Source organism: Chthoniobacterales bacterium (genome assembly GCA_039930045.1).
GTDB lineage: Bacteria > Verrucomicrobiota > Verrucomicrobiia > Chthoniobacterales > DASVRZ01 > DASVRZ01.
Map to the genome: position 1 here is coordinate 245,055 of JBDSQB010000002.1, position 17,184 is coordinate 262,238.

Below are 17,184 nucleotides of genomic sequence, written 5' to 3' on the forward strand. Positions count from 1 at the left end.
ATGACTCTGGCCCGCGCCACGCTCTACGGAATTTTAGATTTGGGTTACATCGCGGTCTCCCAGACCGCTGACTTCGCCCGAAAAATGATCGCCGGCGGCGTCGATGTCGTTCAACTCCGGGCCAAGAAACTCTCGTCCGAAGAGTTCGCCCAGATTGCGATGGAACTCGTCCCGCTTTTTCAAGCTGCCGACATCCCCTTCATCCTCAACGACCACCCGGAACTCGTCGAAAGCACTGGCGCGAGCGGCGCGCATGTCGGACAAGACGACCTCAGCGTCGCCGAAGCCCGCCAGCTCGCCGGCCCCGGCGCGATCATTGGGAAATCCACCCACTCCGTCGCCCAAGCCATCGCTGGAGCCGCAGAAGCGGATTACATCGGATTTGGCCCCCTCTTCGCCACCCCCACCAAGCCCGATTACACCCCCGTCGGACTCGACGACATCCGCACCATCCACGAATCGACTGAAACTCCGATCTTCTGCATCGGCGGCATCAAACTGGACAATCTCCCCACCGTTCTCTCCGCTGGCGCGCGTCGCGTCGTCATCGTCTCTGGCCTCCTCCAAGCCCCGGACGTCGTTACCTATTGCCGCGCCGTCAGACAGCTTCTGCCAGAACTCTGATCTTACCAAGAGCACTTCGGCAGGTGTTTGAACCACTCCGACGGGTGTTCGAAATGCTCCGCCAGGTGTTTGAAATTCGGGAGGCCAGAGTGCTATGGAACTCCGCTGAAAAAACATCCAGCTTGACCGATTCCGGGCGGCTCCGACACGCTGGGCGGCATGTCCATTTTGATTGTTGGTTCCATTGCGCTCGATTCGGTGATTACTCCCGTGGAAAAGCACGACGATCTGCTCGGCGGGTCGGCGTCGTATGCGGCGGTGTCGGCAAGTTTCTTTTCCCCGGTGAATCTGGTGGGAATCGTGGGGGCGGATTTCCCTCCGGCGCATCTGAATTTTTTCCGCTCGCGGAAGATCGATCTGGCGGGGTTGGAGAAGGCGGAGGGCGAGACGATGCGCTGGACGGGCGAATACGAGTGGGACTTGAATGTGCGCCACACGCGCTCGATCGCGCTGAATGTATTTGAGACGTATGCGCCGACGATTCCCGTTGCGTATCAGAAGCCGGAGATCGTGCTGCTGGCAAACATCGCGCCGTCGTTGCAATCGCATGTGCTGGATCAGATCGAGCGTCCCCGGTTCATTATTGCCGACACGATGGATCTCTGGATCAACATCGCGCACGGCGATCTGCTGACGCTGTTGCAGCGGGTGGATCTCCTGATTTTAAATGACAGCGAGGCGCGGCTGCTGACGCAGGAGACGAGTCTGATTCGAGCCGGGAAGAAGATTCAGGCGCTGGGGCCGAAGTATGTGGCGATCAAGAAGGGCGAGCACGGCTGTCTGCTTTTCGGAGAGGAGGAATTCTTCAGTTGCGGGGCATATCCGTTGGAGGACATCCACGATCCGACGGGCGCGGGCGACTGTTTTGCAGGTGGGTTTGCGGGGTATCTGAATAGTCTGTCGGTGGAGAAGATCACGTTTCAGGAGATGAAACGGGCGGTGGTTTACGGCAGTGTGATGGCAAGTTTCAACGTGGAGGCGTTCAGTCTGGAGCGTCTGCGGACGCTGGACTTTGGGAAGATCGAGGAGCGTTACCGGATGTTCCGAGCAATGACGCAGTTTGAGCAGATCTAGCGCGAGTAGAGGGCGTAGAGGGCATCGACGAGGCGGAGGGATTTGGCGTTGGGAAAGATGCCGAGTTCCATTTGATTCATGACGTAGGCAAAGGCGAGGCCGTTTTCCGGGTCGGCAAAGGCGTGGCTCCCGCCCGCTCCGGGGTGACCGAACGCGCGCGGCGATGGTCCGTAAAGTGAGCGGAGTTTCATTCCATTGGCGTCGATCGGGTCGAGCATGAAGCCGCAGGAAAAGGCGGTGTGCTCGAGGGTCACGCGGTCGTCGCCTTGGGAAAGGATGCGGCTCATTTGAGCGATGGTTTCTGGAGAAAAATAGCGCTGACCGTCCATTTCGCCGCCATTGGCGAGCATGGCGTACCATTTCCCCAAGGCATGCGCGGTGCCGATGCCGCCAATGGCCGGGAGCGAGGCGAGGCGCGCCGCCGGGGTGTTCATGGAAGCGATGCTGGCGAGTCCGGCCGGCGTGGAAAAGGCGAGCCGGGTGAGCGAATCGGGGGCGGCCATGGCGCGCCAGAAGGCGTTGTCGGGCAGGCCGCCGGAGTTGCGGGCTGGAAAAACCGGGGCGATGGAATCGAGGCGTTCCGCGGGAAGTCCGATCCAGAGGTCGAGTTCCATGGGATCGCCGAAGATGGTTCGCCACATCGCGCCCAAAGGCTGGCTTGTGAGGCGGCGAACGAGTTCATCCAGCAAAAACCCGAAGGTGCGCGTGTGATACCCATGGAACTCGCCCGGTTTCCAGAGGGGGGTCTGATTGGCCAGTGCATTGCAAACGGCTTCGTGGTCAAAAACGGAGATCGCCGAATCGAGCAGCCCGGGCAATCCGGCCTGATGCGAAAGGAGTTGGGCAAGAGTGATTTCCCTTTTCCCAGCGGCGGCGAACTGTGGCCAGAAGTCGGCGACATGGCGCTCCAACTCGATGTCTTCCTCCTCCAAAACCGCGAGTAACGTCCCAGCGGCGAGAGCTTTGGTCGCCGACCAGATGAGAACGGGGGTGTCGGCGGTCCATGGCTGGGTTTTCTGGCGATCCTGGAAACCAGCGGCGAGCGAGAGGATTTCGCGGCCCTCGCGCCAGATGGAAACGGATGCACCGAGTTCGCCGAGTTCGGTAAAATTTTCCTCGAAAAGCAATTCGAGTTCGGGCGCGATGTCCATTCAGACTTCCTGCCAGATGGCACTCAGATCGGGATCGTGCTCGGCGATTTCCCGGAACTTTTTGTTCATCTTGAAGCTGGTTTTGAGATAAGCGCGGGCCTGCTGCATTTCGCCGAGGACGGCGTTGTAGCAGGCGAGATTGTAATAATACGTCGCCTCTTCGAGCAGCGAGGCCGGGCCGGCGATGAGGGCTTCGCGAGCCTCCAGGGTCTGTCCGAGTTCGTGCAGGCAAAAAGCGACGTGAATGAAGCCGATAGGCAGACCAGGATGCGACTCGCAAAGCTGCCGGCTGACTTCGAGGGCGCTTCGGAATTGTTTGAATTGCAGGAGGAGAAAGAGCCGCGCCTGCTTCACGCGCAAGTCGTCCTGCTGTTGCGCGGGCAGTGACGCCAGCTCCGCGAGTGCCTCATCAAACATGCCGAGTTCGCCGTAACCCTCGGCGGCTTGGAGAGTGCGATCCATCATGGCCACTTAATCGCCTTTTTGGGGTTGAGAAGTCAACCGGAAGGTTGTTTTTCGAGGCCCAGCAACGATCCCGCGGCCTTGTCTAAAAAAAAACACGGTGTGTTTAGCTGGAACTGTGTTATCCTGCCAGTCCAAAATTATGCAAAAGAAAAGCGCTTTTTCACGTCGTCTCCCTGACTTGGTAACAGAAGAATTGGTCAATGTTCTTACTTCCAAAAATATCTATGAATTTAAAGAACTCTTTGAGGTCGTTCATGAAAATTTGAAGGCTCGCAATGCCGCCAGCGGTGGAGAGGAAATGCTCCGTCTCCGCGCTTACGAAAAATTGCAGAATCTCGTAAACCGTGGCGCGGTGAAGAAAACCCTCAAGAAATACAAGGGTGTTCCTGAAGAATTGGCCAAGGTCGTGCCGATCGTGCCGCACATTCCCGGCACTGCTCCAACGGCACCCGCTGCCGAGCCAGCCGCCGCCTAAACAACTCAAGTTAGAAAAATACCGCCGCACCCAATACGCGGCGGTATTTTCGTGTACGGACGGCGAGGCTTGGCATAGCCGATGCTTTATGAGGAGGCATGAAGATATTTCTCATTGGCGCCTTCGTTTTGTCTCTCGCTGTCAGCAGCCACGCGGCGGATGGCGAAAAATCCGTCCAAGAATTGCGAGACGAGATCGCGCAATTGAAACGCAGCCTCGCCAAGGCGCAGGATCAAAGTGTGACAAATTTCTCGGCTTCGGTCGAACTCCGCTCCCGTTACGAGGCGGCCATTCAGCGCATCAATGAGGCCAATGACGTGGCTCGCCAATGGCGCAATCAGGCGATTAATCTGAAGCACGAGCTGACCTACACGAAAGCTATCGCACAGTCGGGCGCTGCAGGAGACACGGTGGATCTGGTGAAGGTGTATGCGAAATCCAACGTGCCCCATTTCCGGATCTCTGATATTCCGAGCCGCGAGGTACCGGCTCCAGTGACGATTACAAACACGGATGTGATTATTTCGCCGACTTACATCAGCATGCGCTGAACCGGGAAGAGCGGAGTTCCATCGAAATCAGCGACGGCGGAGCGTGATCCGCTTCACCGGAATGTTGCCCTGCGGGCTCTCACTTTTGACGAATGGATCGTCCTTGAACGCGTTGTGGATGAGGCGCCGGTCGTAGGCGTTCATGGGATCAAGAGTTACCGTGCGACCGGTGCGTCGAACGGTTTCCGCCATCAACTGCGCCCGTGCGACCAGTTTGTCGTCGCGCATGGAGCGGTAATGCTCGATGTCGAGGTGGACTTTGGGCGCGTTCTTGTCTTTGGCCTGGCAGACTTTGTTGACGAGGATTTGCAGGTTTTCCAGCGTCTCCCCGTTGCGCCCGATCAGGAGCCGACTCTCGTGGGTGTAAACTTGCAGATTCGTGCCGTGCTCGTCGGGCGTTTCGGTGATCTCGAAGGCGAATCCTAGATAACCCAGCATGGTGTCGAGGGTGTCTTTCGGATTCATAAGCGAGAAAAGTTAACGTTTGGCTTTGGCGAGTTTGGCGTTGGCTGGCACCGAGTTGACTTTCACGAGCTCGGGCAGCGGTGCGTTGCGAGTGAGATACAACTGCACGATGGAGAATATATTCTGAACTGTCCAGTAAAGTGCAAGCGCGGAAGCGTAGTTGTAGCAGATAAACAGAAAGAAAATCGGCATGAACATGAAGATTTTCTGCTGTGAGGAATCTCCTGTTTTCGGCGTGAGTTGCATTTGCCAGAGCATTGTGACTGCCATGACGAGCGGGAAGACGTTGATCGGAATGGAACCCAAATGGGCGACGGTGTCGGGCTGGGAAAGGTCGTTCACCCAGAGGAAACTGCTGTTTCGCAGTTCCACGGCGACGGCGAGCATGGAATAGAAGCCAAAGAAAACCGGCATTTGCACCAGCATCGGGAGGCAGCCGGCGAATGGATTGACGCCATAATCCTTGTAGAGCTTCATCACCTCGGTGTTCATCCGGGTCGGGTCGTCCTTATATTTCACTTTCAGCTCGTTCATTTTCGGAGCGAGCAGGGACATTTTCTTCATCGATTTCATCGACTTGTTCTGGATGGTCCAGAGAGCGGTTTTGATGATGAGCGTGAGGACAATGATGGCGATGCCGTAATTTTTGACGAAGCCGTGAATCCAGTTCATCGCCTGGAGCAGGGTGCTGCTGAAGAAACCAAAGAAGCCAAATTCCATGACGCCCTCCTGCTCGTTGCCGAGCGTTTTCAGGCGACTGTATTCCTTCGGACCGGCGTAAAATGTGAAGGACTGTGTCTTGCTCTCGCCGGGTGCGAGGGAGAACGCCGGAAAGCCGAGCGCGCCGGTGATGGCGTAATGTTTCGGCGCATCTGGCGTTTTTTGCGGCAGCGCATAGCGGCTGGTCCAGATGCTGTCGCCGCGCAAATCGCCGAGCGGCTGTAGCATGGTGCTGAAGTATTGGTTCTTCGTTCCCGCCCAGAGAATGCCGGTGGCGGCTGCCTCACGAATTTCGGGTTTTTCGGGTGAAGTCTGGATGCCGATGAGTGGAATGCGACCCGCCTCAAAGTTGGTGATGTTTTTGTAGATCGTCTTGGCACCGGCCTGATAATCAAAGCTGATGTAACGCGGCTGGTCGCGCTCATGAATCGGTGCCGCCGCTCCGGTGCTCACATACCACGGCTTCACGTCGAGCTTGGCCACGCCGGGGTTAGAAAATGTAACGTCGTATTTGAGTTGGTAGTCGTCCTTCACCACGTCCGATTTCCCGAGGGTGAACGTCTTCCGAATCTGCACGCCCGAGGGCAAAATGGATTCGAGTGTGATCGCTTTCTCGCTCACTTCCTTGACGGTCTCGCTAGTTTTCGACCATTTGCCGGGTTCGTCGGCAATCACGCAGATCGGCACATCAGACGTGCCGTTGATGACGACGTGGCCGCCAGTTTCGCCTTTGTGACCGAGGAGTTCGACGCTTTGCAAGCCGCCTGCGCTGGTGAAGGTGTATTCGGCCAGCGGCGTGTGGAGTTGATGCGTCGTCGCGGGCAGAACGAGAGTCGTAGGCGACTCAGAAACGGCGGTCACCGCTCCCGCGATGGCTGGCGTCGAATTGGAAACAAGCGGCGTTGGCTGCGCGGCGGCCGTTTTGGCTTTTTCCGCAGCTAGTTGGGCTTGGGCGGACTGGTAGGCCTTGGCCTGTTTTTGCACCTCGTATTGCGACCAGAAAAGGCCTCCGAGGCAGAGAATGATGATGATCCAGGCTTTACGGTCCATTAAGTTGAAGAGGATTGAGTTGATTGACAGTGCTGGCAGCCAGCTTGATTCGAGTGTTTTTTGCCTGGGGGATTTTTTGGAGGGACGGGATCATAACCCGATCCGCCCCACGGTTGGCAACGGCAAATGCGGCACACGCCGAGCCAGCTTCCACGGAGAAAACCATGCGTTTCCACGGCCTCGACGGCGTATTCGCTGCAAGTCGGTGTGAAACGGCAGCCGCCGCCGATCAGCGCCGCAAGCAAGGGCGAAAGCGTCCGCTTGTAAAGAGCGAGAGCCAGGCGGAGTGGGCTGCGGGCGGTCATGAGTCGCAGAGGATAGAGGCGCGTCGGGCGAGCTGCAACCAGTCACTTTCCAGCCGCTGGTAGGAGGCGAGCTTGGCCGGATGCCGCGCGATGGTCACGACCCAGGTGTTCGGCGCGAGCTGATGCTGATGCAAACGAAAGATTTCGCGCAGGCGGCGGCGAAGCTGATTGCGCTCGACCGCCGAGCCAGCGCGTTTCGAGGTGATAAATCCGATGCGGAGCGACACATCGGGCGCGGGTTGCAGGACCGACAGCACCATGAGCTTGGAATGCTGGGCCACGCCGCGTTCCCGGACTTGGCGAAACTCTCCCGAGAGAGTCAGGCGGCGGGACTTGGGAAATGTGTTGTCCACGCCTTTTCCCCAGAGAAGTCTCCGGGATACAAATGCAACTCGACTGAAAAATTACTGGCCGGTGTGACGTGCGTAATGCACTTCGACGCCCTTCGGCAGGAGACGTTTGCGGCCCTGGCGGCGACGGCGATTGAGAATGGCGCGACCGTTTTTGGTCTTCATGCGAGCGCGGAAACCGAACTGATGTTTACGAGTGCGTTTGGAAGGTTGATAGGCTGGTTTCATTATCTAGGCGCGGGTAAAAAGGTGGTAAAACGGATTGCGAAAGTAGAGGAAGAATGGCGGGTGTCAAGGGAGTTTCAGCCCGGCTGCGTCGAGTTACATCTTATTCGGAACGTCGATGCCGAGGAGGAAAAGCCCTTTTTGCAGCACGCGTGCCGTGATGTCGCAGAGGCGAAGGCGGGTTTCGCGCACGGCGGCCTCTGATTTCAGCACCGGGCACGCCTCAAAAAAGCCATGGAAAGTGGAGGCGAGCTCGTAGAGGTAATTCGCTAGCAGATTGGGCCGGTGATCGTCCAAAATCGTGGGCAGCACCTCGCCGAACTGGAGCAACTTTTTCGCGAGCTGACTTTCAGCCGAATCGGTGAAGGACACCGGCTCGTCGGAGGCCGTCCACGGAACGTCGAGTTTGCGGAAAATACTCCGAATCCGCACGTAGCTGTATTGCAAATAAGGCGCGGTGTTTCCCTGAAAACTGAGCATTTTGTCCCAGGAAAAAACGTAGTCGCTCTGGCGATTCGGCAACAAATCAGCGTATTTCACCGCGCCCAAACCGACGATTCGCGCGATCTCGCGGCGCTCAGACTCCGGCAACGTGGGATTTTTCTCCGTGACTTGAGTCAGGGCGCGTTCTTCGGCTTCGTCGAGCAGTTCGGTGAGACGGACCGTTTCGCCGCTGCGGGTTTTGAATGGCTTGCCGTCGTCCCCCAGAATCGAGCCGAACCAGACGTGACTCAACTTTGCCGGAGCGTCCGGTTGCCAGCGTTGGTAAATGGCGGCGAGCTGCCGGAAATGCTGCTGCTGCCGCCCATCGGTCACGACGATGATCTCGTCCGGCGACCACGTTTTCAGCCGATATTGGAGGGTCGCGAGGTCGGTCGTAGTGTAATTGGATGCGCCGTCGCTTTTTTGGACCATTGCCGGGTTGTCGCGCCAGCCATTCTCGTCTTTGATCAAAAACGGGTCTTCCTTTTCCGGCAAAGTTCCGTCGGAAAAAACACAAATCGCGCCTTCGCTTTCGCGCGCCACGCCTTTTGACTGAAGGTCGGCGACGATGTCGCGCAGCCACGGATTGTAAAAACTTTCGCCGAGCGTCACATCGAAGCGCACTCCGAGCCGGCCGTAAATCGTATCAAACTGGACCTGCGACAGGCGGATCATTTCCTGCCAGAGCGCGAGGTTTTCCGCGTCGCCGGATTGGAGTTTTACGAGTTCTTGGCGGATCGAATCCAATGTAACTGGATTCTCTTTGCATTCGGCTGAAACTCGCTTGTAAATCCGCTCCATTTCGGCCAGCGGATCTCGCTCCAAGGCGCTGCGGTCGAGCAGGGTTTTCCAGCCGTGCAGAAGCATCCCGAATTGCGTGCCCCAGTCGCCGATGTGGTTGTCGCGCACCACTTTATGACCGAGAAAATCAGCGATCCGGGCCAGCGCATCGCCCAGAATCGTGCTGCGAATGTGACCGACATGCATCGGTTTGGCCACGTTCGGGGAGCTGAAATCGATGACGTATTGGCGCGCGACTGCCGGAGTCGGAACGCCCAGTTTTTCATCGTTCGTCAGCGCGGCGAATTCTTCCACCAGCCGCTTCGGCAGAATGCGGAAATTGATAAATCCAGCGCCCGCGATTTCCAATGGCGAACAGAGTCCAGTTGCATCGAAATGGCTGATGATTTCCCCGGCGACTTCGCGTGGATTGCGCCGGGCGGCTTTGGCCAGAGTCATCGCAACATTCGTCTGGTAGTCGCCAAACTTGGCGTCCGCCGTGGACGAAATCTGGATTCTGGCCTCGGGAAAAATCGGGAGAACTGCCGCGGAAAGTCGTTCAGCCAGCAAGGCTTGGAGCGTGGCCATTCAGGAAAGATCAGGCCTTGGCGGGACGGTTCTCGAAGATGGCGAGAATTTCCGCCGCCGAGGTGGCGGTGCCGAGACTGGCGCGGACGGTACGATCATTGAGAAATTTCGCGATCGCCGCCAGCGTGCGCAGATGCGTCTGAAACTGATCCTTCGGCACCACAAAAAGGACGATGAATTTCACCGGCGCATTATCAAGCGAATCAAACTCGATTCCCGTGCTGGAACGCCCAAAGGCGGCCACCACTTCGGAGACGTATTCGGACGAGGCGTGCGGAATGGCGATGCCGAAGCCGATCCCGGTGCTCATGGTTTCCTCGCGTTGCTTGAGGGCGGCGAGCACGGCGTCGCGGTCGCTGGCCTTCACTTTGTTCTGTGCGACGAGCAGATCGATGAGTTCCACGATGGCCTGCCAGCGCTCGGTGGCGACCATTTCCGGGATGATTTGTTCGGTGGTTAGAAGGGTTCCTAACGTCATAGGTCTTGGCGCTGAATTACGATAACGGTCAAAAGGGTGATGACAAGGTGTTTTAAGGAGTCGCAGCGTCGGCGGGAAGCACTATTTTGCCTAGATAAATCGGCCTGCTCACCTCGGCTGGACTCTTTTTTGAAGGATCGCGCCTGCGGCCAGGGTGTTGTAGCCAATGGCGGAAATGCCGGCGCGCTGGCAGACATTTTCGCGGAGTAATTGGGCGGCGAGGACGGTTTGTTGCAAGGCTCCGGCACCGACGGATTCACCCAGCGCGGCTTTGCCAGCGATCATTTTGGCACCCGGCCAGACGGCTTGCAGGGCCGACGCCTCGGCATCGTCGAGGCGGGTTCCGTTAGCGCCGGTGAGGACGACTTCGGGAGTGTCGCCCAAGTCAGAAAGCACGGTGCGCAAAGCAGTTTCGGCAGCGGTATTTTTGAAATAGGGAATGCCGCGATGGACGGCGGCAATTTCGATGGAACCCGACTGCGACAGCACGACCGCCGCCGCTCCCTCGGAGAAAACGGTCCCGCGATTGCCGGGGCCGCCGAAGGGTTTCGTCTCCGCCGCGATCGTGAAAAACCGGCTTCTGCGAAACGCCTCGCACAAAATCCATTCCGCCTCTTCGCTCGCCACGACCACACAATGATCTAACTGGCCCGTGGCCACCAGATCGGCACCGAAACTGAGCGCGGAAAGTCCGATCATCGAGTCGCCGACCAGCGTGTAAGTCATTCCATCGAGACCGAGCAATGCCGCGAGGTGACTGGCAGGCGCATTGTAAACTGTCTCCGGAAAAAGCAGCGGACTCGCCGTGCTCGCTCCCGTCGTGATGACGTCGTGATAAAACCGCGTCGTATAACGCACGCCGCCGCTGGAAATGCCAAAGACGACTCCGATGCGACTCGTTTTTGGGTCGATGCCCGCGTCCTGCAACGCCTTCATTCCGGCGATGGCGGCGTAGTGCGAAATCTCGCTGGAACGCCGCAAGCGCGGGTGACGCTCGTATTCGCGCACCGATTCGCGCGGCACCGCCAGATAGGGAAACGTGCGCGAGGAAAGACTGGAAGTCAGCTCAGAAAGCGGCGCGCGTTCGCCTGCGGAAATCCTTCGCCACGTCTCCGCCACATCAGTGCCAAATGGCGAAACCAGCCCGATTCCAGAAATGGCGACGTTCATTTAGTTGCGCTGGAGAAGGATGGCCGCGTTCGTTCCGCCAAAGCCAAACGAGTTGGACAACACTCTGCGGAGGTTCGCCGGACGCGAGGTGTTTGCCACGAGATCGAACGTGTTTTGCGGATCGGGTTCCTGCGAATTGATGTTCGGCGGCAGGAAGCCGTGCTCCAGAGCGAGCAGGGAAAAAGCGGCCTCGATCGCGCCCGCCGCGCCCAGCGAATGGCCCATCATGGACTTCGTCGAACTGACTGGAACTCGATTGAAAATTTCCGAGATCGCGAGACCTTCCGTGGCGTCGTTAAACTGGGTCGCCGTCCCGTGAGCGTTGATGTAATCGACATCTTTAGGAGCGATTTTTGCCGAGTCGAGGGCGCGCTGCATGGCGAGTTTGGGTCCAATGCCGGACGGATGCGGCTGGGTGAGATTAAATGTGTCGGTCGAAACGCCGTAACCAATGATTTCCCCGACGATGTTCGCTCCGCGACGTTCCGCAGCCTCCCAGTTTTCCAAAGCAAAAACCGCCGAGCCCTCGCCCAGGACGAGCCCGGTGCGATGCAAGTCGAATGGGCGAATTTTCTCGGAGGTGGACGCCTGAAGCGAATCAAACCCGACGTAAACCAGCTCGCTGAGCGCATCGTAACCGCCGCACAAAACCGACTGGCAGCGGCCCGCTTTGATCAGCGAAAAAGCGTGCCCGATGGCATTCGTCCCGGTGGCGCAGGCGTTGGCTATGATCTGGATCGGCATGGCGTGCCCGACCGTTTCCAAGGCGTCGAGAACGGGTTTTTGCGGGGTGTAATTCGCCACCGCCGTCGCGGGGCTGTCCATTTTTTTGCCGTCGCGGATGGCGCGATAAAATTTCTCTCCAAACGTCATTCCGCCGCTCGTGGTGCCAATTACGCACAGCTCGGGCTGCACATCGCCCATGCCAGCGACTGCCTCGGCCATGGCCGCGATCAACATGTGCGCCGCTGGATGCAACCGCCGCCGCGCCTTGTTTTCCATGGCAATGAAACTCGGATCAACGTGCGCCGCCGTCTTGCATTTCGTCTGGCTGACGTCGAAGGCGGTGACTTCGCGCACTGCGTCGCGCCCCTCGCGCAACGCCGTCAGCGTGTCGTCTTTCCCTATTCCCAGGGGACTGACGACGCCGTAAGAAACGATGGCAACCCGCTGGCTAGGTAGTTGATCTTGCGTCATTTATGAGTTGCAGAATGAGTCCGATTTCTATAACAGAGCCGTAAGGTTTTTGAAAATGTTTAACGGCGATTCCCCTACTACACTTGATCTGCTGGCTGGAAAGAAAGGCAATTCCTCCTCAAAAAGCCGCCTCACCGATGCCGAAGCCCTCGAGTTGTATGCCTGCCAGGACTTGGAACATCTCGCTGGCGTCGGCTATCGCGCACGTCACGAGCGTCATCGGCGCCGGGCGTTTTACACGATCAACCGGCACATCAATTACTCGAATATCTGCGTGCTCGACTGCGATTTTTGCGCCTTCGCCAAACGGAAACGCGACGCCGGCGCCTACGAACTGAGCATCGACGAGATCGCCCAACGCGCGCAGCAGGCGGCAGCGGCGGGCGCGTGGGAGATCCACATGGTCGGCGGGTTGCATCCGACTTGGAAATTCCCCGTTTATCTGGACATCCTGCGGGCGATCCGGGCGGCGAGTCCGCGGCTGACGATCAAGGCGTTCACGGCGATCGAAATCCTGCACCTCGCCTGGGTCGGAAAAATGCCGATCGAGTCCGTGCTCGAACAGCTCCGCGAGGCGGGTCTGGGTTGTCTCACCGGCGGCGGCGCGGAGATTTTTGAGCCGTCGATTCGCAATCAGATTTGCCGTGGCAAAGAGTCGGGCGAGGAATGGCTCCACGTCCATCGCACGGCGCATAAAATGGGGATTCGCTCTACGGCGACGATGCTTTTTGGCCATCAGGAAACAGCGCAACATCGGGTCGATCACCTCCGGCAGTTGCGCGATTTGCAGGATGAAACGGGTGGGTTCCTGGCGCTGCTGCCATTAGCCTTTCACCCGGCTCACAAGCTGGCGCATTTGCCCGCAGTCGGTGCCGAGGAAACGCTCCGCAACATCGCCGTCTGCCGGGCGTATCTGGACAACTTCGATCACATCAAAGCGTATTGGATCAGCTACGGACTGGAACTCGCCACGCGCTGCCTCGATTTTGGAGCGGACGACCTCGACGGCACGATCGAAGAGGAACGCATCTACCACATGGCCGGGGCCGATTCGCCTCTGTCGCAGACGGAATCGTCGCTCGTGAACGCCATCGAGGGCGCGGGTTACGAGCCGGTCTTGCGCGACTCGTTTTACAACGTCGTGCAGAAGGTCTGAGACGTCCCAGTCGAGTTAGATCAGGATGTCGTCGTTTGAGGCTTTTTCCTGGTTCAAAATGGCCCGAGCCATCTGAAAACTGCGCCAGGACTGGCTGATGAGGAAGATTGCGATCAGACCCAGCCACCATTCGCCAATATAGAAGGCGAATCCGACAACGCCCACACCCGCCAGCAAACCGAGACCCGCAGCCACGATCACGCTTTTGGCGTAGCCGACGAAAAACCAGAGGATCGACTGGAAAATCTGCCCGCCGTCGAGCGGATAGATCGGCAGAATATTAAAGATCAGCAGGCCCAGATTGATCCTCGTGATCATCCGAAGGAAATAAGCCGCGTCACTGTCGAGCGGCACGATTCCTTGGTGAATGAGCACATAATTCGCCACGAACAGCACGGGCACCAGCACCACATTCACCAGCGGACCGGCGGCGATGCTCCAGAGAAAAGCACCCGGCCGATGCGGTGGCCGCACAAAGGCGATGCCACCAAATGGCCACAAAATGATTTGATCCGCACTCCCGCCCACCGACCGGCAGGCGAGCGAATGGCCAAATTCGTGCATGAGGACGATGGCGAAAAGCGAGACGTATTCCCCCAGCATCCAGAGCGGTTGCTCGTAGGCCGCCTTGCCGTTTTGAAAGCGCCAGTAAGCGACCACAAACCAGCTCCAATGGAGAAAAACCTGGATGCCAAAGGCGCTGAAAAGCCGAAAGGCTCCTTTCTGTGATGGAAGCATAAGTCGGAAACCATCGCACGGAGCCCGTCAAAGGGCACAGGGAAAAACCCCATTGCACCGCAACTCCGCTCACTTTTTCTGCTTGGCGAAACTTCCCGTTTCAGAGCCTAATCGCCCGCGTATGACTTTTCTCGTAGCGACCTATTTTGATAATCTCCTGAAGAATCTCCAGGGCGAACTCACTCTCTGGAGCCTCGTCGGCTACGTGGGCAATCTCACGTTTGCCAGCCGCTTCATCGTCCAATGGTATGCCTCGGAGAAGCTGAAACAGAGCGTGATCCCCATTCAATTCTGGTATCTGAGCATCGTCGGCAGCGTGCTTTCGCTCGCCTACGCCATCCATGTGGGCAAGATGCCGATCATTCTCGGGTTCGCGTTTCCCACCGTCGTTTACATCCGCAACCTCATGCTCATCGCCGCCGGGAAAAAGAAATATCCCACCAACTCTCCAACCAAAGCCGCCTGAAACTCATGACTGCCCCCCTCTATTACAGCCAGATGCCGTCGCCCATCGGAACGCTCACCCTCCTCGCCTCCGGGCGCGGGCTTACTGGGGTTTTCATGGAGGCGCACGCGACGATTCTGCGGGACGAATGGATCGCCGATGACGCGCCTTTTGCCGAGGTTCGGATGCAACTCGACTCATATTTTGCCGGTCGCCTGCGGACGTTCGACCTCGCGCTCGACTGGCAACAAGGCACGCCGTTTCAGCGCCGCGTCTGGCAGGCGTTGCTGGAAATTCCTTTTGGCGAAACCATCAGCTACGGCGAACAAGCCCGGCGCATCGGCAATCCCCTCGGCGTGCGCGCCGTCGGCCTGGCCAATGGACGCAACCCTTTTTCCATTATCGTCCCCTGTCACCGGGTTATCGGCAAAAATGGCACCCTCACCGGCTACGGCGGCGGTCTGGAACGCAAACGCTTCCTGCTCGACTTGGAAAAAAGCCACCTCCAGGCAGCGACGGCTTGACTTTGGCTGGCTGACCCCGGCAAACGGCGCCGCGAGACTCCGAAGCGGCTTTCCCCGGGAGCGCACGCGTCTCGCGTGTTCCAGCGGACGTCTCGTCCGGTGGTTTTCTCGACGGCACAGGCTTTGAGGCAAGACACCTCAAAGAACACGCGAGACGCGTGTGCTCCCGAAGACTCGCAACTCCGCGCGGATGGCGACTCCGAGTTCCAGATGGATGTCACTCCACTTGGAGGACGGGACGATTTATTCCAGGAATCGGACGAATTCCTCCAATGGGGCTCGTTCGGTTTGCAGCTGGTTGACCACAGCGCTTTCGTCCGCGTAACCGAGCGACATGCCGCAGACCAGCGTCTCGTTTTCCCCGGCACCGATGTGGGGCAGGATGAGGCTGTGGAATTCGTTGAAAGCCGCCTGCGGACAGGTGTCGAGCCCCTCGGCGCGAGCGGCGAGCATGAGGCTCTGGAGAAACATCCCGTAGTCGAGCCAGCTTCCCTGCTCCATCACGCGCTCAATGGTAAACATGAGGCCCACGGGAGCGCCGAAGAACTCGAAATTGCGGTTCCATTGTTCTCTCATGCGCACGACTTCGCGGCGTCCAATGCCGAGGAGACCATACATGTCGTAGCCGATTTTGCGGCGACGATCGAGGTAGGGCGAGTGCCATTGCTTCGGGTAATAGGCGTAGTCCTCGCCGTATTTCAGGCTGCGCTCGGGGTCGGCGGTGGCGGCGAGAAGTTTCTCGGTGAGAGTGGTGAGGCTGGCCCCGGTGAGAACGGCGACGCGCCAGGGCTGGGTGTTCGTGCCCGAGGGAGCGCGGGCGGCAGCAAGGAGGATTTTCTCGATGGTGGCGCGCGAAACTGGCGTCGGCAAAAAGGCGCGCACCGAGCGGCGCGAGTAGAAAAGTTCCTCTGTGGTCATGCGCCCACATTTTAGCAAGGCGAGTCAGGTTGCAATGGGGAAGCGTACCCGGTGCATGTGGCTGTGAGTCGAGTGAGGCACTTATTAAGCTTCGCTTTGGCGGCGGCATTCCCTATGAACAACGCATGAAAAGCCTGTCTTTCTGTCTCGCTAGCCTGTGGTTTTTCACGGTTGCCGCCCTCGCACAGGACGTGCCGCCAGCCGCAACGCCCACTCCATTGCCAGCGGGTGCGGCGACCAGCCAGAGCGTCTTTCTCGACGTGAAAGACTTGGGAACGAATGTTTCCAGCAGCGAAAACTGGCGCTCTGTCTGGGGTTCCTACAGCAAAAACGTCACCCGGGCCCGCGCCCTGGAGATCGTCCTGCGCAATCCGGCGAAGCTTCCGGGCGAGTTCGTCGTCGAGTGGTATTTTTTCGCGATTCCAGCGCGCGGCGGAAAACGTTTTCTCTCCGGACGCGACACGAAGACGATCCAAATGGCCCCCGGTGGCACGGAAAAAGCGACGGTGGTTTCCGACGCGCTGGATTCCACCACGGCCCATTATTCAGGCGACTATTACTACTACAATTCGTCTTACAAAACCGGCAGCAAACCCGAGGGTTGGATCGTGACCATATCGACCGGCGGCAAGATGATCCGCCTGAAAAGCTCCAGCGCGCAGCTGGAGGAAATTTATAAGAAAACCGACGACTTCAAGGTGCTTCTGGAAGGAAAGCGAAAGACCTACTAGGAATTTTAGAACGATTCTTTAACGCTTTTTTAAGCAGGCCTATTCATTTTCGGCGACGTGTGACATTGTCCCCGCCAAATGTCACATTTACAAAAAGCTCTCCAAATTTGGCTCCGGGCTGATCACACGCAGGCGGAATTTGCAAAAATCACCGGTATCGAACAGTCCCTTTGCTCGCGCATCTTCGCAGGCAGTCGCGGCTTCACTCTTAACCAGCGCAAAGCGATCTTCCGATCTTTCCAAGAATTCGATCCTCAGCAGGGTTTGATCTTTCTGAAAGCAGACTTGGAGGACCAGACTCCACCGGACGCGCGCCAGTATCTGCCGCTGACAATCAATCTGCCCGCCAAGCTGGCTGGGAAGGCCCCTAAAAAGACGAACCGGGTGGAAGAAGCGCGCCTGCAATTGATCTCTGAGTTGGAATCGAGCGATCCCTCGGCTGTTTCCATCGCCTTGGCTTTGCACGAATGGCGCAACCGCAGCTAGCAAACGACAGATTGGGCTGAAAGTCGCCGGAAAAT

General features: G+C 58.1%; 21 protein-coding genes and 1 pseudogene. 9 read left to right on the forward strand and 13 right to left on the reverse strand.

The genetic code is table 11. From position 1 onward, the window contains the following. Both thiE and ABIT76_01290 read left to right on the forward strand, forming a co-directional pair. Complete coding sequence (gene thiE / locus ABIT76_01285; protein MEO7931769.1) at positions 1–624, forward strand: thiamine phosphate synthase; 624 nt, start codon at positions 1–3, stop codon at positions 622–624. Positions 625–783: 159 nt separating this feature from the next. After that, entirely contained in the window at positions 784–1,698 is a 915-nt protein-coding gene (locus tag ABIT76_01290; GenBank protein MEO7931770.1) for a PfkB family carbohydrate kinase, read from the forward strand. Here the strand turns inward: ABIT76_01290 and ABIT76_01295 are convergent. Both ABIT76_01295 and ABIT76_01300 read right to left on the reverse strand, forming a co-directional pair. Then, a complete protein-coding gene (locus tag ABIT76_01295; protein MEO7931771.1) occupies positions 1,695–2,849 on the reverse strand; it encodes a serine hydrolase domain-containing protein in 1,155 nt (384 codons plus the stop codon). The genes ABIT76_01290 and ABIT76_01295 overlap by 4 nt on opposite strands. Continuing rightward, positions 2,850–3,314, reverse strand: coding sequence for a hypothetical protein (locus ABIT76_01300; protein MEO7931772.1), 465 nt, complete (start codon positions 3,312–3,314; stop codon positions 2,850–2,852). 139 nt (positions 3,315–3,453) lie between these two features. Between ABIT76_01300 and ABIT76_01305 the strand changes: the two genes are divergently transcribed. Together ABIT76_01305 and ABIT76_01310 are read left to right on the forward strand one after the other, a co-directional pair. Continuing rightward, a complete protein-coding gene (locus tag ABIT76_01305) occupies positions 3,454–3,789 on the forward strand; it encodes a hypothetical protein (GenBank protein ID MEO7931773.1) in 336 nt (111 codons plus the stop codon). 98 nt (positions 3,790–3,887) lie between these two features. Then, on the forward strand, positions 3,888–4,340 hold the full coding sequence (locus tag ABIT76_01310; GenBank protein ID MEO7931774.1) for a hypothetical protein: 453 nt from the start codon (positions 3,888–3,890) through the stop codon (positions 4,338–4,340). A gap of 27 nt (positions 4,341–4,367) precedes the next feature. On the opposite strand, the gene ABIT76_01315 is transcribed toward ABIT76_01310, so the two are convergent. The 9 genes and pseudogenes from ABIT76_01315 to ABIT76_01355 all read right to left on the reverse strand — a co-directional run bounded on the left by ABIT76_01315 (position 4,368) and on the right by ABIT76_01355 (position 12,151). Then, the gene (locus tag ABIT76_01315; protein MEO7931775.1) at positions 4,368–4,805 is read right to left on the reverse strand and encodes a R3H domain-containing nucleic acid-binding protein; all 438 of its coding nucleotides are present in this window, start codon (positions 4,803–4,805) and stop codon (positions 4,368–4,370) included. Positions 4,806–4,817: 12 nt separating this feature from the next. Beyond that, entirely contained in the window at positions 4,818–6,575 is a 1,758-nt protein-coding gene (gene yidC, locus ABIT76_01320; GenBank protein ID MEO7931776.1) for a membrane protein insertase YidC, read from the reverse strand. Further along, positions 6,575–6,880, reverse strand: coding sequence for a membrane protein insertion efficiency factor YidD (gene yidD, locus ABIT76_01325; protein MEO7931777.1), 306 nt, complete (start codon positions 6,878–6,880; stop codon positions 6,575–6,577). The genes yidC and yidD overlap by 1 nt, the downstream gene beginning before the upstream one ends. Continuing rightward, a complete protein-coding gene (gene rnpA / locus ABIT76_01330) occupies positions 6,877–7,233 on the reverse strand; it encodes a ribonuclease P protein component (GenBank protein MEO7931778.1) in 357 nt (118 codons plus the stop codon). The genes yidD and rnpA overlap by 4 nt, the downstream gene beginning before the upstream one ends. A 99-nt stretch (positions 7,234–7,332) precedes the next feature. After that, positions 7,333–7,458, reverse strand: a pseudogene (gene rpmH / locus ABIT76_01335) (50S ribosomal protein L34). Between the two features lie 93 nt (positions 7,459–7,551). Then, positions 7,552–9,306 carry an arginine--tRNA ligase gene (argS, locus tag ABIT76_01340; GenBank protein ID MEO7931779.1) on the reverse strand — a complete coding sequence of 585 codons (1,755 nt, stop codon included), beginning with the start codon at positions 9,304–9,306 and terminating at the stop codon, positions 7,552–7,554. A gap of 10 nt (positions 9,307–9,316) precedes the next feature. Continuing rightward, entirely contained in the window at positions 9,317–9,784 is a 468-nt protein-coding gene (locus ABIT76_01345; GenBank protein MEO7931780.1) for a PTS sugar transporter subunit IIA, read from the reverse strand. A gap of 108 nt (positions 9,785–9,892) precedes the next feature. Beyond that, on the reverse strand, positions 9,893–10,954 hold the full coding sequence (locus ABIT76_01350) for a beta-ketoacyl synthase N-terminal-like domain-containing protein (protein ID MEO7931781.1): 1,062 nt from the start codon (positions 10,952–10,954) through the stop codon (positions 9,893–9,895). Beyond that, positions 10,955–12,151: a beta-ketoacyl-[acyl-carrier-protein] synthase family protein gene (locus ABIT76_01355; protein MEO7931782.1), complete on the reverse strand. Its 1,197-nt coding sequence runs from the start codon at positions 12,149–12,151 to the stop codon at positions 10,955–10,957. Between the two features lie 55 nt (positions 12,152–12,206). Here ABIT76_01355 and ABIT76_01360 point away from each other — a divergent pair, with 55 nt between their 5' ends. After that, entirely contained in the window at positions 12,207–13,307 is a 1,101-nt protein-coding gene (locus ABIT76_01360) for a CofH family radical SAM protein (protein ID MEO7931783.1), read from the forward strand. A 15-nt stretch (positions 13,308–13,322) separates the two neighbouring features. Here ABIT76_01360 and ABIT76_01365 read toward each other — a convergent pair whose 3' ends face one another. After that, on the reverse strand, positions 13,323–14,045 hold the full coding sequence (locus tag ABIT76_01365; GenBank protein MEO7931784.1) for a site-2 protease family protein: 723 nt from the start codon (positions 14,043–14,045) through the stop codon (positions 13,323–13,325). Positions 14,046–14,166: 121 nt separating this feature from the next. On the opposite strand from ABIT76_01365, the gene ABIT76_01370 reads away from it, so the two are divergent. Continuing rightward, on the forward strand, positions 14,167–14,511 hold the full coding sequence (locus ABIT76_01370) for a lipid-A-disaccharide synthase N-terminal domain-containing protein (protein MEO7931785.1): 345 nt from the start codon (positions 14,167–14,169) through the stop codon (positions 14,509–14,511). A 5-nt stretch (positions 14,512–14,516) separates the two neighbouring features. After that, entirely contained in the window at positions 14,517–15,014 is a 498-nt protein-coding gene (locus ABIT76_01375) for a methylated-DNA--[protein]-cysteine S-methyltransferase (protein MEO7931786.1), read from the forward strand. Positions 15,015–15,257: 243 nt separating this feature from the next. Here ABIT76_01375 and ABIT76_01380 read toward each other — a convergent pair whose 3' ends face one another. Next, positions 15,258–15,932, reverse strand: a complete 675-nt coding sequence (locus tag ABIT76_01380) for a nitroreductase (GenBank protein ID MEO7931787.1) — start codon at positions 15,930–15,932, stop codon at positions 15,258–15,260. A 125-nt stretch (positions 15,933–16,057) separates the two neighbouring features. On the opposite strand from ABIT76_01380, the gene ABIT76_01385 reads away from it, so the two are divergent. Together ABIT76_01385 and ABIT76_01390 are read left to right on the forward strand one after the other, a co-directional pair. Next, entirely contained in the window at positions 16,058–16,663 is a 606-nt protein-coding gene (locus tag ABIT76_01385; GenBank protein MEO7931788.1) for a hypothetical protein, read from the forward strand. Positions 16,664–16,741: 78 nt separating this feature from the next. Beyond that, complete coding sequence (locus tag ABIT76_01390; protein ID MEO7931789.1) at positions 16,742–17,149, forward strand: hypothetical protein; 408 nt, start codon at positions 16,742–16,744, stop codon at positions 17,147–17,149. The last annotated feature ends 35 nt before the right edge of the window (positions 17,150–17,184 follow it).

Coding starts and splice junctions, on each gene's coding strand:
- thiE (MEO7931769.1), top strand. CDS start 1: ATGACTCTGGCCCGCGCCACGCTCTACGGAATTTTAGATTTGGGTTAC.
- ABIT76_01290 (MEO7931770.1), top strand. CDS start 784: ATGTCCATTTTGATTGTTGGTTCCATTGCGCTCGATTCGGTGATTACT.
- ABIT76_01295 (MEO7931771.1), bottom strand. CDS start 2,849: ATGGACATCGCGCCCGAACTCGAATTGCTTTTCGAGGAAAATTTTACC.
- ABIT76_01300 (MEO7931772.1), bottom strand. CDS start 3,314: ATGATGGATCGCACTCTCCAAGCCGCCGAGGGTTACGGCGAACTCGGC.
- ABIT76_01305 (MEO7931773.1), top strand. CDS start 3,454: ATGCAAAAGAAAAGCGCTTTTTCACGTCGTCTCCCTGACTTGGTAACA.
- ABIT76_01310 (MEO7931774.1), top strand. CDS start 3,888: ATGAAGATATTTCTCATTGGCGCCTTCGTTTTGTCTCTCGCTGTCAGC.
- ABIT76_01315 (MEO7931775.1), bottom strand. CDS start 4,805: ATGAATCCGAAAGACACCCTCGACACCATGCTGGGTTATCTAGGATTC.
- yidC (MEO7931776.1), bottom strand. CDS start 6,575: ATGGACCGTAAAGCCTGGATCATCATCATTCTCTGCCTCGGAGGCCTT.
- yidD (MEO7931777.1), bottom strand. CDS start 6,880: ATGACCGCCCGCAGCCCACTCCGCCTGGCTCTCGCTCTTTACAAGCGG.
- argS (MEO7931779.1), bottom strand. CDS start 9,306: ATGGCCACGCTCCAAGCCTTGCTGGCTGAACGACTTTCCGCGGCAGTT.
- ABIT76_01345 (MEO7931780.1), bottom strand. CDS start 9,784: ATGACGTTAGGAACCCTTCTAACCACCGAACAAATCATCCCGGAAATG.
- ABIT76_01350 (MEO7931781.1), bottom strand. CDS start 10,954: ATGAACGTCGCCATTTCTGGAATCGGGCTGGTTTCGCCATTTGGCACT.
- ABIT76_01355 (MEO7931782.1), bottom strand. CDS start 12,151: ATGACGCAAGATCAACTACCTAGCCAGCGGGTTGCCATCGTTTCTTAC.
- ABIT76_01360 (MEO7931783.1), top strand. CDS start 12,207: ATGTTTAACGGCGATTCCCCTACTACACTTGATCTGCTGGCTGGAAAG.
- ABIT76_01365 (MEO7931784.1), bottom strand. CDS start 14,045: ATGCTTCCATCACAGAAAGGAGCCTTTCGGCTTTTCAGCGCCTTTGGC.
- ABIT76_01370 (MEO7931785.1), top strand. CDS start 14,167: ATGACTTTTCTCGTAGCGACCTATTTTGATAATCTCCTGAAGAATCTC.
- ABIT76_01375 (MEO7931786.1), top strand. CDS start 14,517: ATGACTGCCCCCCTCTATTACAGCCAGATGCCGTCGCCCATCGGAACG.
- ABIT76_01380 (MEO7931787.1), bottom strand. CDS start 15,932: ATGACCACAGAGGAACTTTTCTACTCGCGCCGCTCGGTGCGCGCCTTT.
- ABIT76_01385 (MEO7931788.1), top strand. CDS start 16,058: ATGAAAAGCCTGTCTTTCTGTCTCGCTAGCCTGTGGTTTTTCACGGTT.
- ABIT76_01390 (MEO7931789.1), top strand. CDS start 16,742: ATGTCACATTTACAAAAAGCTCTCCAAATTTGGCTCCGGGCTGATCAC.